Source organism: Gemmatimonadaceae bacterium, assembly GCA_020846935.1.
Taxonomy (GTDB): domain Bacteria; phylum Gemmatimonadota; class Gemmatimonadetes; order Gemmatimonadales; family Gemmatimonadaceae; genus RBC101.
Genome location: JADLCY010000013.1, coordinates 167252 through 180568, shown reverse-complemented (window position 1 = coordinate 180568; position 13317 = coordinate 167252). Strand labels below are relative to the sequence as shown.

Genomic DNA, 13317 nt, shown 5'->3' with positions numbered 1-13317 from the left:
TCGAAGTCACCGGGCGCCTGACGAGGCTGACGTCGCCGATACGGCCCGTCCCGGGAAAGCTAGCAGCCCGGTCCGTGCGGGCGATCGTCGTGGATCACGCCTCGCGTGTGACGCTGCTCGCGTGCGCCATGGCCTCCAGCCTGGCGATGCGCTGCGCCATCGGGGGGTGGCTCGCCCCCCAGCGCGAGGCCGCCGCGACGCGACCGAGTGGATCGGCGATGCACAGGTGCGCACTGCCGCGCTTGATCGCGCGCGTCGGCCCTGCGGCCGATTCGATCCTGCCTAACGCAGATGCCAGCGCCAGCGGGTTGCGCGTGAACTGGGCGCTCATGGCGTCCGCCAGGTATTCGCGCTCCCGTGACACGGACAGCGCCAGCAGCCGCAGGATCAGCGGGGCGAGCAGCCAGCTCACGACCCAGAGGACCAGGGCCACGAGCAGCAGCGGATTGCCGCCCTTCTTGCCGCCGCGGGATCCCGCCATGCGCATCCGACCCGTCCCGCGCATCATCCGCCACATGCCGTCGCCGAGCAGCGTGACGGTTCCGACGAGCGCCGCGAGCAGGGTCATCAGGCGCACGTCGAGATTGCGCACGTGCCCCATCTCGTGACCGATCACGGCCTGCAGCTCTTCGCGCGTGAGGGTGTCGAGCAGGCCCTGCGTGACCGCGATGTGCGCCTGCCGTTCGTCGTGCCCCGTCGCGAACGCGTTCGGGTCCTCGTCAGGCACGATCCACGTGCGCGGCCGCGGAAGGCCGCTCGCCACGCACATCTCCTCGACCACGTTTACGAACCGACGCTCGGCGTCGGTGGCGGGCGTCACGACCTCGCGGGCGCTGGTCGACCACAACACGCTGCCAGGGCCGCGCCTCCAGGCCCAGGCGGCCATGCCCCCGGCGACGAGCGTCAGCGCGATCCCGAACCACGGCACCACGTGCCGGTACTGTTCCGGTTCCGCTCCCGCCGTGTAGGCCATCGCGATCCAGTCGCCGCCGAAACCGAGCCAGGCGAAGAACACGATGAACCCGAGCACGACCCAGCGGGAGCGCGACCGGTTGCGGGCCTGTTGCGTGAAGAGGTCGACGGGGGCGTCCATGGCGATCGGGGCGGCGACAGGCGTCCGGAGCCCGCTGCCCGGGCTCCGGCCCCTGCGCGGGATGCCTAGAGTTCGACCTTCGGGACCGCGCGCTCAGCCGCATCCTCGATCTCCCACAGCTCCACCGGGCTCGCTCCCGCAAAGCCCGCGATGAACACCGTGGGGATCTGTCGCTGCCTCGTGTTGTACTGCGTGGCCACGTCGTTGTAGTGCTGTCGCGCGAACGCGATCTTGTTCTCCGTGCTCGTCAGCTCTTCCTGCAACTGGGCGATGTTCCCCGTGGCCTTGAGGTCGGGATACGCCTCCACCACGGCAAGCAGGCGCGTGAGCGCGCCGCTCAGCTGCGATTCGGCGGCCGCCGTCTCCCGGACGCCGGCGCCAGACGACTCCACCTGGATCGCCTTGTTGCGCGCCGCCACCACCGCCTCCAGCGTTTCGCGCTCGAAGTTCATCGCGCCCTTGACCGTCGATATGAGGTTCGGGATCAGGTCATGGCGACGCTTGAGCTGCACGTCGATCTGCTTCCAGCCGTTCATCACCTGATTCTTGAGCGCGATCAGCCCGTTGTACGCGCCAGCAAACCACAGCGCGAGGACGACGAGCACCAACAGGACGACGATCATGTCGGACTCCGGTGAAGGACACCGCGGAAACGATTCGTGGGACGCAGCAGCCGGCCGCGTCCCACGCTTCTCTTACGAAGACTCGAGCCGACTGGTGTCAGCGTTGACCCTGCTTCTGCTTTCGCGCTGCCACCGCGTCCTGGATCCACGTCAGCGGCATGAGAAAGAGCGGGGTGAGAAAATGCCCCAACAACAGGTTGACCCAGGTCAGGGCGAGGAAGAAGGCGCCGAGCCCGAGTCCGGCCCAGAGCGTGCCCAGCGGTCCGTGCGTCTCCACGTGTGGCCTCGGTGAGGGGAAGTTCCTGCGGGCAAGATAGACCCGCGCTGCGCCGCCCGGTAGCCGCGAGCGCGGTCGATAGATTGCGAGGGTGCGCACGCCACCCCAGGCCACCGGCCCCGCAGGCGCCATCGATCGGCTCCTTGCGAGTCATGACCGCCTCCTTCTCGCCGTCTCCGGAGGTCTGGATTCCATGTGCCTGCTGGCGTTGGTGGCGGAGCGTCTCACCGGGCGCAGAGACGTATGCGTTGCCACATTCGATCACGGTTCGGGTCCTCGTGCCACCGAAGCGGCGCAGTTCGTCGTCGAGCGCGCGCGCGCCGCGGGACTCGCCGTGCACTCGGGGCGCGCCGGGTCCGTTGCATCCACCGAGGCCGCGTGGCGCGAGGCGCGGTGGAGGTTCCTGCGCGAGCGGGCGGCGGCGCACGATGCCGTGGTTGTGACCGCGCATTCCGCTGATGATCAGCTCGAGACGGTGGTCATGCGCATCCTTCGAGGAACCGGCGCCCGCGGACTCGCGGGCCTCCTGGCCAACACGCCCGGCGTCGCGCGCCCCTTTCTCGAGACTCGGCGGAGCGACCTCGCCGAGTTGGCGAGCGACCGGGAGCTTGCGTGGGTGGAGGACCCCTCCAACGCCGATCGTCGTTTCTTTCGGAATCGCGTGCGACTCGACCTGCTCCCGGCACTCGTGGCCGTGAGGCCCCAGCTTCCCGCCGAGCTGATGGCGCTTGGCCGCAAGGCTGCCGCCGTGCGTGCGACCGTCGATGGGATCGCGACACGATGGGAGGTCTCACGCACTGGCCAGACCCTCACGATCGACGCCTCGCTGCTCTCGGCGCTCGATCGCGAGGCTCGCGCGCTGGCGTGGCAGTCGATCCTGCAGCGAAACGGCATCGTGCTCGATCGCCGCGGCCTCGTGCGACTTTCGGCGCTGGACCAGCGGGCGCCCACCGGGTATCGCCTCCAGTTGTCTGGTGGGATCGAGGCCATGCGTGTGCGTGAAGGTGTGGTGCTCCAGCCGCTCGTGCGGCACGCGAGCGCAGCCGTGACCCTTCGTGATGGCGACTCGACGTTCGGGCCGTGGCGGTTCACGCTGGGCGCTCCGCAGTTCGCGCCATCAGGCCCCGTCGTGCCGCAGGCGTGGGAGACCTGGGTCCCGGCTGCGGCGCGCCTCGAAGTTCGCGAGTGGACGCCGGGAGATCGGTTGCACGGAGGGCCGGGCCGCCTCACGCGCCGCGTCGCGCGTTTCCTTTCGGACGTCGGCATCCCCGGTCCCGCGCGGAGGGGGTGGCCCGTCGTCGTAGCAGACGGCGAGATTATCTGGATTCCAGGAGTGCGCCGCGATTTTGCGGAACCCGTCCGGTCCGGCAGACCGATCCGCCGATTGGTGTGTGAGCGCCCCAGTAGCTGACCCGCGCCTCCTTGGCCGTCAGGTGAAGCGTATCGCGATCACCGCCGAGCAGATCGAGGCCCGGGTCCGGGAACTCGGACAGGCGATCACCGACTCGTATCCGGACGGGGATCTCCTCGTCCTTGGGTTGCTGAAGGGGAGTTTCATCTTCGTCAGCGACCTGGTCCGCAGCATCATGCGGCCCTTACAGGTGGATTTTCTCGTCGTGTCGTCGTACGGCAGCGACGTCGTCTCCAGTGGCAACGTGCGGCTGGTGTACGATCCGGAAACACGCCTGGAGGGGAAGCACATATTGTTGGTGGAGGACATCGTGGATTCCGGGCGCACGCTCGGCCGGGTGATCGATGTGCTCCGCGCGCGCCAGCCCCGGTCCATCGAAGTCTGTGCGCTGCTCGACAAGCACGTGGCCACGTTCCTGCCGCACCCGACGAAGTTCGTTGGATTCGATGCACCCAACGAGTTCCTTGTGGGGTATGGACTGGACCACGCGGAAAACTTTCGGCATCTGCCGTACGTAGCCAGCCTGCAGTAGGACTCACACGCGTCACATGGCTCCCATTCCTCCGAAGAAGCAGTTCAGCTGGGGTCGACTCTCGAAGGGTCTGTCGTTCTGGATCCTCGTGCTCCTGATCCCGGTCGCCATCATCCAGTTTTCGGGCGCACGCGGCGAGCCGGCCGCGGCAGTCGAGTATTGGCAGTATCGGGCCGAGCTCGCAAAGGGCAACATCGTCAAGGCCACGGTGCAGGGTGGCAAGCAGGTCAACGGTGAGTTCCGCCAGAAGATCAGCGTGAACGGTCGCCAGATCGCGAAGTTCGTCACCAAGCTGCCGATGAAGGACTCGGAAGACGAGGTGCGGGCGCTCCTTGCACAGAACGTGAAGATCGACGCACAGGAGGAGCGGCCATCGGTGGCGGGGTTCCTGCTCACGATCCTGCCCTACGTCATTTTCATCGGCCTCTGGATCTTCCTGTTCCGGCAGATACAGGCGGGCGGCGCCAAGGCCTTTTCGTTCGGAAAGTCCAAGGCCAAGCTGCTGACCGGCGACACGCCCAAGGTGACCTTTGCCGACGTGGCCGGGTGCGACGAGGCCAAGGTTGAGCTGCAGGAGATCATCGAGTTCCTCAAGGATCCCCAGAAGTTCACCAAGCTCGGGGGGCGCCTGCCCAAGGGCGCGTTGCTGGTCGGGCCGCCGGGAACGGGCAAGACGCTGCTGGCCAAGGCCGTGGCGGGTGAGGCCGGCCGTCCGTTCTTCTCCATGTCCGGCTCCGACTTCGTCGAGATGTTCGTTGGCGTGGGTGCCTCGCGCGTGCGCGATCTGTTCGAGCAGGGCAAGGCGAACGCCCCCTGCATCATCTTCATCGACGAGATCGATGCCGTCGGACGGCACCGCGGGGCGGGGCTGGGCGGCGGGCACGACGAGCGGGAGCAGACGCTCAACCAGCTGCTCGTCGAGATGGACGGGTTCGAGTCCAACGACGGAGTGATCCTGATCGCCGCGACGAACCGGCCCGACGTGCTCGACCCCGCGCTGCTGCGCCCGGGCCGCTTCGACCGGCAGATCGTGGTCGACGCGCCGGACCTGCGCGGTCGCGAGGGGATCCTTCGCGTGCACATGCGCAACAAGCCGATTGCTGACGACGTCGACATCACGGCGGTTGCTCGCGGGACGCCGGGGATGGCCGGTGCGGAGTTGGCGAACCTGGTGAACGAGGCTGCGCTGCTCGCGGCGCGCCGCGGGCACGAGCGCATCTTCATGGCCGACTTCGAGGAGGCCAAGGACAAGGTGATGCTCGGCGCCGAGCGCAAGTCGCTCGTCATGAAGGAAGAGGAGCGCCGCCTCACGGCCTACCACGAAGCCGGACACGCCGTCTGCGCGGTGATGGTCAAGGGCAATGATCCGCTCCACAAGGTCACGATCGTGCCGCGCGGTCGCGCCCTCGGCGTGGCGTTCACGCTGCCCGAGGACGACCGCGTGTCCGTCACCCGCGAGCAGATCGAGGCGCGACTCGTGATGGCGTACGGGGGTCGCGTGGCCGAGGAACTGATCTTCGGCCGGGACCGCGTGACCACCGGCGCGGCCAGCGACATCCAGCAGGCTACCGGCATTGCGCGTCGATACGTGACGCAGTGGGGACTCTCGGACGCCATCGGCCCGATCCTTGTCGGGGAAAACGAGCAGGAGGTGTTCCTCGGCCGGGAGATCATGAGTCGGCGAGAGGTGTCGGAAGACACCGCGCAGCTCGTCGACGCCGAGGTGAAGCGCGTGGTGGACGTCGCGTATTCGCGCGCCACGCAGACGCTGACCGAGCACATGGGGCTGCTGCACGCGGCAGCGAAGGCGCTGCTCGAGCGTGAAACGCTGACGCGAGACGACTTCGACCGTCTGATCCGCGGTGACACGTTGCCGCCGCGCGCGCCGGCGTCACCCACGGTGCCGCCCGCCGCTCCGACGAGCACGGTCCTGCCGCCACTCAAGCCCGTGGCTCCCCCGCTGCTCGGCGGGCCCGAGCCCTCGCCCGCCTGACGCAGGCGACCTAACGATTCTACCGCCCCGGTGACCCCACGGTTGCCGGGGCGGTTTGGTGTTAGCTTTGCGCGCGATGCTCCCCAGAGTCAGCGCGACGGTGCGGCGGCACCCGGCCGCCACGGTTGGCGTGATGCTTCTCGGCGTCTACCTGGCGACCCTCGCGCCTTCCGTCACGCTGTGGGACAGCGGCGAGTTTCTCGCCGCGGTACGCACGCTGGGTATCCCGCACCCGCCGGGCACGCCCCTGTTCATCTACCTGGCTCGGGCGTGGTCACTCGCCCTCGCTCCCCTCGACTTCACGGTCGCGGTCAACGCGGGTTCCGCCGTGGCCAGCGCGTTGGGCATAGCGCTCCTCGTGCAGGTCTTCGTGGCACGTGCCGGAGTCGGGCCAACCGTCAGCGCAGGCCTGGTCGCCGGCCTGGTGAGCGCCGTGTGGCAGAGCGCCACCGAGACCGAGGTGTACGCCTGGGCGCTCTGCCTGGGGGCCGTGATGGTGTGGGTCGGGGACCAGGCAGGTCGCTCCTGGTCCTCTCGCCATCGGGCTCTGTTGGCGTTCTGCTTTGGCCTTGCGGTGCCGCTGCATATCAGCGCGCTCGTTGCTGGGCCGGCGGCGGTGCTGTTGGCGGCGACCGACTCGGGTGGCTCCCTTTCGTTGCGCGCTTCGCTCGCGCCGCTCGCGGCGTGGCTCGTCGCCGTTGGCATCGGCGTCACGTCGCCGCTGGTGATCGCGGTCGGGGGTGCGTTTGCGCTGGTGTCCATCGCGCTCGCCGCCGGAGGCCAGGACAGCCGTCGCCTCGACGGGATACTGGCCGTGATGCTTTCCGTGCTTGGGGCCACGTTCGTCCTCGTCATGCTCGTGCGCGCCGCACACGACCCGGCGGTGAACCAGGGCAATCCCGTCACATGGCAGTCGCTGCTCGATGTGATCGGCCGCACGCAATACGACGTGCCGCCGTTCTGGCCGCGCCGCGCGCCGCTGTGGCTCCAGCTGGGAAACCTGATTCAGTACGCGGACTGGCAGTTTGCGCTTGGTGTCGACGATGCGCCGGGGCCGTCCTTGCTTCGTACGCCGGTCACGATCGCCTTCGCTGGGCTCGGCATTCGCGGGGCCGTGGCGCACCGTGCCCGGGACGCACGCGGCTTTCGTGCGTTGGGCCTGCTCTGCGTTGCTGCGTCGATCGGCGTCGTCGGCATGCTCAACCTGCGCGCCGGACCTTCGTACGGGTGGGGCGTGCTGCCGGACGGTGCGCCTCGTGAGGCGCGCGAACGTGACTACTTCTTCGCGCTTGCTTTTGCTTGTTGGGGACTCTGGGCCGGAACCGGCATCGCGGCGTTCGCCCGCGATGCGTCCAGGCGCTGGATCGCCGCGTTCGTGTCGGCCACGGCGGTGCTTCCCCTGCTGCTGAACTGGGCGTCCACGAATCGACGTCGACACCCCGACGCGCAGTTGGCGGCCGCGCTGGGCATCGAGTCCCTGCGCGCCGCACCGCCGAACGCGGTGCTGATTCTTGCCGGCGACAACGACTCGTATGCCGCCTGGTGGGCGCAGCACGTGCGCGGCGTGCGCCCTGACATCACTCCGGTTACGGTTCCGCTCTTGCCCGCTGATTGGTATCGCGCCGAGCTCGCGCGTCGCGCCCGACTGCTCGACTCGGCGTCAGCCGGCCGCTGGCGCGGGACAACCGTCACGCTGCAGCAGATGGCTGCCGCCGCGGCGCGCGAAGGTCGACCGCTGGCCGTGGCGGTCGGGGTCTCGCGATCGGAACGGCTCTCGATGGGATCGGGTTGGCGTTTCCTGGGGCTGGTGTACGTGCGCGAGCCTGCGGCCCAGGATCAATCCGTGGATCGATCGGCCGCGGTGCGCAGTGCGAGTGCGCTTCGCTCGCTGGGCGTCTCGAGCGACACGCGAGCTCTACGTGACGGCACCGGGCGCTACGTGATGCGACTCCTGCAATGTCCCGAGGTCGCCGTCGCGCAGGCGCCCGGCCAACGAGGAGGCGGTGGCCTGCTTGAAACGACGTGTAACTATTGATAGCTTCTTGCGTTATGCCGTTTTCGGGCCTTGCTGCACGCGTGCAGGAAATCCGTGGGCGCGTAGCGGCCGCAGTGGCCCGTGGGGGCCATGATCAGGCCGTGGAACTTGTCGCAGTGACCAAGACCTACGGTCCGGACGCCGTGTTGGCTGCCTGGGACGCGGGGGTGCAGCGGGTGGGTGAAAATCGCGTGCAGGAAGCGCTCGAGAAGATGGACCAGGTCGACGTTCCGGTCGAATGGCACCTGATCGGACACCTGCAGCGCAACAAGGCGCGGCACGCCGGCCGATTCGCTCTCGTGCACTCGGTGGACAGTCTGCGGCTCGCCGAGGCGCTCTCGGCGGAAGGGGTGGCGCGCGGCAGGCCACTGGACGTGTTGGTGCAGGTGAATGTCTCTGGCGAGCAGAGCAAAGGTGGCTTTGCGGCGGCGGAACTGGAGGCGAATGCTGACGTGCTGAGGACGTTGCGTGGGGTGGTCGTGCGGGGGGTGATGACCATGGCGCCGCTCGATGCGTCCGAAGGCGTGCTGCGACAGACGTTTGGTGGTGCGCGCGCCGCCCTGGGTCGACTGCAGGTCGCAGGGCACGCGAGTGCGCGAGAGCTGTCGATGGGCATGTCGAGTGACTTCGAGGTGGCGGTCGAGGAGGGAGCCACGATGATCCGTTTGGGTTCGATTCTCTTTGGAGCGCGAGCGTAATGGCCGACGATGCCTTTCACCTCACCCCGCTCGACATTCGCCGCTTTGACTTCGGCAACGCGCTGCGCGGCTACGATCGGGCCCGGGTCGACCAGTTCCGTGAGCAGGTCGCCAACGAGGTCGAACGCCTGCTGCGCAACGCGCAGGGGCTCGAGGCCAAGGCGCAGGGCTTTCACGAGCAGTTGCGCGCGTTTCGGGAACGAGACAAGGCCATCAACGAAGCGCTGATCTCCGCGCAACAGCTGCGCGCGGAGGTCAAGGAACAGGCCGAGCGCGAGGCACAACTGATCCTGCGCGAGGCGAAGGCTGAAGGCGATCGGATCGTGGCTGCCGCGCATAACGAGTCGCGCCGGATCGAGGCCGATCTCGATGGGTTGGTGAAGCAGAGGCGTGCCTACCTGCTGCAGTTGCGGAGCCTCGTGGAGCGTCAGCTGGCGGAGATCGAGGCCGCGGAAGCGAGCCCGGGCCCGGCGGTGCGCGCGCCAGCCGTGGCCGAACCGGCCACCATTCCCGCCGCGACGCCGCTCTGGCTGGACTCCGTCGTGAAGGACTGATCACGCGACCGGATACCATCGCTCGACCAGGACTGGACACTTTCGCCGCTCATGCCCGACACCTCGCTACACACGTTCGAGACGATCGAACGGGCGGCCGCCGTGGTGCGCGCCCGGTTCGGGCGCCCGCCGGAGGCGGCCATCATTCTTGGCACCGGACTTGGTGGGCTGGCCGCGCGTATCGCGGCCGACGTCACCATCGACTACGGGGACATTCCGGGCTTTCCGCTCTCCACGGTGGAATCGCACGCCGGCCGGCTGATCTGCGGCACGCTGTCCGGCAAGGTTGTGATCGCGATGCAGGGCCGATTCCACCGGTACGAGGGGTATTCGTTGCAGCAGGTCACGTTCCCCGTGCGGGTGCTGCGCGCGCTTGGCGCACGTACGCTCGTCGTTTCGAACGCGTGCGGAGGCATGCATCCGCTCTGGAACGCCGGTGACCTCATGCTGATCGCCGACCACATCAACCTGCTGGGCGACAGCCCGCTCATCGGTCGCAACGACGACCGCCTGGGGCCACGATTCCCGGACATGTCGGAGCCGTATGCGGCGGACCTTCGCGCGCTCGCGCGTGACGAAGCCGGTCGTCTGGGGCTCACGCTGCGCGAGGGCGTCTACGTGGCGGTGACGGGGCCCGCGCTGGAAACGAAGGCGGAGTACCGGTTCCTTCGCTCGATTGGCGCCGATGTGGTGGGCATGTCCACGGTGCCGGAAGTCATCGTGGCGGTGCATGGCGGCATGCGCGTGCTGGGGCTTTCGATCATCACCGACATGTGCCTGCCCGATGCCCTGGAGCCCGCGAGTCTCGATCGCATCATCGCGATCGCGGCAAAGGCCGAGCCGGGCCTGACGACTCTGGTGGCAGGCGTGGTGGGGCGCCTGTGAGCGCGCGCCCCTACCGGCTGCTGCCGGCCGACCGCTCGGCGGATGACCTCGAGCAGGAGATCCTGGCCGCGTGGCGAGTGGAGCGCCTGTTCGAGCGCTCAGTCGAACTCCGGAAGGACGGCACGCCCTACGTGTTCTTCGACGGGCCGCCGACGGCCAACGGACGCCCGGGCATTCACCACGTGTTCGCGCGCACCGTCAAGGACCTCTATTGCCGGCATCGGGCCATGCATGGGCACCACGTGCCACGCAAGGCCGGGTGGGACACGCACGGGCTCCCGGTGGAGATCGAAGTCGAGAAGGCGTTAGGCATCAAGGGCAAGCCGGACATCGAGGCCCTTGGCATCGAGGCATTCAATCGCAAGTGCCGCGAAAGCGTCTGGAAGTACCGCGCCGAGTGGGAGCAGCTCTGCGAGCGTATCGCGCACTGGCTCGACTACGAGCACCCGTACGTCACGTACCACAACGCATACATCGAGAGCGAGTGGTGGGCGCTCAAGACGCTGCACGAGCGTGGGTACCTCTATAAGGGGCACAAGATTCTGCCGTACTGCGCGCGCTGCGGCACGTCGCTGTCGTCGCATGAGGTCGCCCAGGGCTATCAGGACGTCGAAGATCCCTCGGTGTTCGTGGCGCTGGATCTCGTCGATCCGGCTGCGAGCGCGGCGGGCGTGCGGCGACGGCTCATCGTGTGGACGACGACGCCCTGGACCCTCGTCTCGAACGTGGCGCTCGCGGTCCATCCCGACATTGGCTACGTCGAGCTGAAGAAGCGGAATGTCGGCGATTGGACCATCGTCCTCGCGACGTCGCGCGCGGCCGCGGTGCTCGGCGCCGACTATGCGGATCGGTGGGACGTCGTGCGACACCTTGCCGGCAGCGAGCTGGTTGGGCGACGCTATCGACGTCCACTGGATCTCGTTGCTTACCCCGAGGGAGACCGGGAGCACGAACTGATCGTCGGTGCGGACTTCGTGTCCGAGGGCGACGGCAGCGGAATCGTCCACATGGCGCCGGCCTTTGGCCAGGACGACTACGCCATCGGCCGAACGCACGGGCTGGCAATGCTCAATCCGGTGGACCTGCGCGGGCGCTTCGAGACCTCGGTTCCGCTGGTTGGTGGTCTGTGGGTCAAGGATGCCGATCGCGTACTGGTCGAGGAACTCGAGCGGCGGGACGTGCTCTGGAAGGCCGGGACGATGCGACACCCGTACCCGCACTGCTGGCGATGCAGCACGCCGCTGCTGTACTACGCCCGCGAGTCGTGGTTCGTGCGCACGACCGGGTACCGGGAGGACATGCTGGCGCGCAACGCCAACGTCGACTGGCATCCGGAGGAAGTTGGCAGCGGCCGGTTTGGGGTCTGGCTGCAGAACAACATCGACTGGGCGATCTCGCGTGACCGCTACTGGGGCACGCCGTTGCCCGTCTGGGTCTGTGACCGCGACGCGGGGCATCTCGAGGTCGTGGGCTCGTTTGCCGAGCTCTCGCGCCGGGCTGAACGACCGTTGCCGGCCGACTTCGATCCGCACAAGCCGTTCATCGACGACTGGCATTGGTCGTGTGCATGCGGCGGCACAATGCGCCGTGTGCCGGAAGTCATCGATGCCTGGTTCGACTCCGGCGCGATGCCGTTTGCACAATGGCACTACCCGTTCGAGAACCGCGAGCGCGTCGAGCGCGAGTATCCGGCCGATTTCATCGCCGAAGGGCTCGACCAGACGCGCGGATGGTTCTACTCCCTGCTGGCCATCGCGGCGGGACTCGGCGACGCACTGCCGAACAACGGCGTGGGAGGTCACACGTTCGAAACGGCGCCGTATCGCACCGTTGTGGTGAACGACCTCGTGCTCGATGCCAACGGCGTGAAGATGTCCAAGCGCCTCGGCAACGTGGTGAATCCGTTCGAGGTCGTGGCCCGGCACGGCGCCGATGCGGTGCGACTTTTCCTGGTCGCGTCGTCGCAGCTCGGCGCGCCCAAACGCTTCGACGAGAGCGTCATCCGTGACACGGCGGCCGGGTTTCTGATGACGCTGCGCAACGTGTACTCGGGCATCTTCGCCCAGTACGCGAATGACGGATGGCGCCCGGAGCAACCGGTGGCGCCGGCCGCCGAGCGTCCGACGATGGACCGATGGATTCTGTCGCGGCTCACCTCGGTTGAGGCGGCCGTGGACGCGGCGCTGACGGGATACGACGCCACCGCAGCCTCGCGGCTGATCATGAGTTTCCTGGTCGACGACGTCTCGAACTGGTACGTGCGACAGACGCGGTCGCGCTTCTACGACGTGACCTCGCCCGACAACGCGGCGGCCTTCGCGACGCTCCACGAAGTGCTGGTGACGGTGTGTCGGCTGGTGGCGCCGATCGCGCCGTACATCTCGGACTGGATCCATCGCGAGCTGACCGGGTCGACGGTGCACCTGGAGTCCTTCGTGCGCCCGCGCGGGTACTCGGAGCCGGCCCTCGAGGAGGCCATGGAAGACATCCGCGAGTTGTCGCGTCTCGGGCGCGCGGCGCGGGAAGAGGCATCGATCAACGTCCGGCGTCCGCTGTCGCGGGCACAGTGCGTCGTACCGGCCGGCCGCGTCGATGGCGTGCAGGTGCTCCTGCCGGTCCTGGCGCTGGAGCTCAACATCAAGGCGGTGAGCCTGCTGTCCTCGGCGGACGATCTGGTGACGCTCGAGGCCCGGCCGAACTTCAAGTCGTTAGGCAGCCGCTTCGGCAAGGCGACGCCCCTGGCCGCGAAGGCGGTGCAGGGACTGAGTTCCGCAGACCTGCGCCGATTCGAGGGCGGCGAACCCGTCGTGATCCTGGTTGGCGGCGAGTCGCACCCGGTGGCCAGCGACGACCTGTCGATCGTCCGGCGAGCGGTGGGCGACCTGGTGGTGAAGGAGGCAGGTGGTCGGTTCGTCGCCATCGACCCGACCATCACGCCCGAACTGCGTCGGGAAGGCCTCGCGCGTGAACTGGTCAGCCGGATCCAGCGGATGCGCAAGGACGCCGGCCTGGCCGTCTCGGACCGGATCCGGCTCCGGGTCCGGGGAGACGCGGAAATCGAACAGTCGGTCCGGGAGTATATAGATTGGATGGCTGGAGAAGTGCTGGCTCGCCACGTGGATGTGGGCGGGCCGGACGCACCTGACGACCATGCAGCGCAGGCCGTGGAGCTCGATGGACTCCAGGCGCGCGTTGCCTTGCGCGTGGACCCCTAGA

General features: G+C 68.1%; 11 protein-coding genes. 8 read left to right on the top strand and 3 right to left on the bottom strand.

From position 1 onward, the window contains the following. Positions 1–94: 94 nt before the first annotated feature. The 3 genes from IT361_16445 to IT361_16435 all read right to left on the bottom strand — a co-directional run bounded on the left by IT361_16445 (position 95) and on the right by IT361_16435 (position 1993). Positions 95–1093, bottom strand: coding sequence for a M48 family metalloprotease (locus IT361_16445; protein ID MCC6319264.1), 999 nt, complete (start codon positions 1091–1093; stop codon positions 95–97). A gap of 65 nt (positions 1094–1158) precedes the next feature. Beyond that, positions 1159–1716: a LemA family protein gene (locus IT361_16440; protein ID MCC6319263.1), complete on the bottom strand. Its 558-nt coding sequence runs from the start codon at positions 1714–1716 to the stop codon at positions 1159–1161. A gap of 97 nt (positions 1717–1813) precedes the next feature. Then, positions 1814–1993 carry a hypothetical protein gene (locus tag IT361_16435; protein ID MCC6319262.1) on the bottom strand — a complete coding sequence of 60 codons (180 nt, stop codon included), beginning with the start codon at positions 1991–1993 and terminating at the stop codon, positions 1814–1816. 91 nt (positions 1994–2084) lie between these two features. Between IT361_16435 and tilS the strand changes: the two genes are divergently transcribed. From tilS to IT361_16395, 8 genes are all read left to right on the top strand, one after another. Then, on the top strand, positions 2085–3404 hold the full coding sequence (tilS, locus tag IT361_16430) for a tRNA lysidine(34) synthetase TilS (GenBank protein ID MCC6319261.1): 1320 nt from the start codon (positions 2085–2087) through the stop codon (positions 3402–3404). 22 nt (positions 3405–3426) lie between these two features. After that, entirely contained in the window at positions 3427–3936 is a 510-nt protein-coding gene (hpt, locus tag IT361_16425) for a hypoxanthine phosphoribosyltransferase (protein MCC6319260.1), read from the top strand. 16 nt (positions 3937–3952) lie between these two features. Then, positions 3953–5929 (top strand): ATP-dependent zinc metalloprotease FtsH, encoded by a 1977-nt coding sequence (gene ftsH, locus IT361_16420; GenBank protein MCC6319259.1) that lies wholly within the window; start codon positions 3953–3955, stop codon positions 5927–5929. Positions 5930–6005: 76 nt separating this feature from the next. After that, the gene (locus IT361_16415; protein MCC6319258.1) at positions 6006–7964 is read left to right on the top strand and encodes a DUF2723 domain-containing protein; all 1959 of its coding nucleotides are present in this window, start codon (positions 6006–6008) and stop codon (positions 7962–7964) included. 14 nt (positions 7965–7978) lie between these two features. Then, positions 7979–8662, top strand: a complete 684-nt coding sequence (locus IT361_16410) for a YggS family pyridoxal phosphate-dependent enzyme (GenBank protein MCC6319257.1) — start codon at positions 7979–7981, stop codon at positions 8660–8662. Further along, positions 8662–9216, top strand: a complete 555-nt coding sequence (locus IT361_16405) for a DivIVA domain-containing protein (protein MCC6319256.1) — start codon at positions 8662–8664, stop codon at positions 9214–9216. Before IT361_16410 ends, IT361_16405 begins: the two co-directional genes overlap by 1 nt. Before the next feature lie 51 nt (positions 9217–9267). Further along, positions 9268–10101 (top strand): purine-nucleoside phosphorylase, encoded by an 834-nt coding sequence (locus IT361_16400; protein ID MCC6319255.1) that lies wholly within the window; start codon positions 9268–9270, stop codon positions 10099–10101. Then, positions 10098–13316, top strand: a complete 3219-nt coding sequence (locus IT361_16395) for an isoleucine--tRNA ligase (protein MCC6319254.1) — start codon at positions 10098–10100, stop codon at positions 13314–13316. The genes IT361_16400 and IT361_16395 overlap by 4 nt, the downstream gene beginning before the upstream one ends. Position 13317 lies beyond the last annotated feature (1 nt).

Bases quoted from the DNA above. Each gene is read 5' to 3' on its own strand.
- IT361_16400 (MCC6319255.1), top strand. From the start codon at position 9,268: ATGCCCGACACCTCGCTACACACGTTCGAGACGATCGAACGGGCGGCC.
- ftsH (MCC6319259.1), top strand. From the start codon at position 3,953: ATGGCTCCCATTCCTCCGAAGAAGCAGTTCAGCTGGGGTCGACTCTCG.
- IT361_16410 (MCC6319257.1), top strand. From the start codon at position 7,979: ATGCCGTTTTCGGGCCTTGCTGCACGCGTGCAGGAAATCCGTGGGCGC.
- IT361_16440 (MCC6319263.1), bottom strand. From the start codon at position 1,716: ATGATCGTCGTCCTGTTGGTGCTCGTCGTCCTCGCGCTGTGGTTTGCT.
- IT361_16445 (MCC6319264.1), bottom strand. From the start codon at position 1,093: ATGGACGCCCCCGTCGACCTCTTCACGCAACAGGCCCGCAACCGGTCG.
- IT361_16415 (MCC6319258.1), top strand. From the start codon at position 6,006: ATGCTCCCCAGAGTCAGCGCGACGGTGCGGCGGCACCCGGCCGCCACG.
- IT361_16405 (MCC6319256.1), top strand. From the start codon at position 8,662: ATGGCCGACGATGCCTTTCACCTCACCCCGCTCGACATTCGCCGCTTT.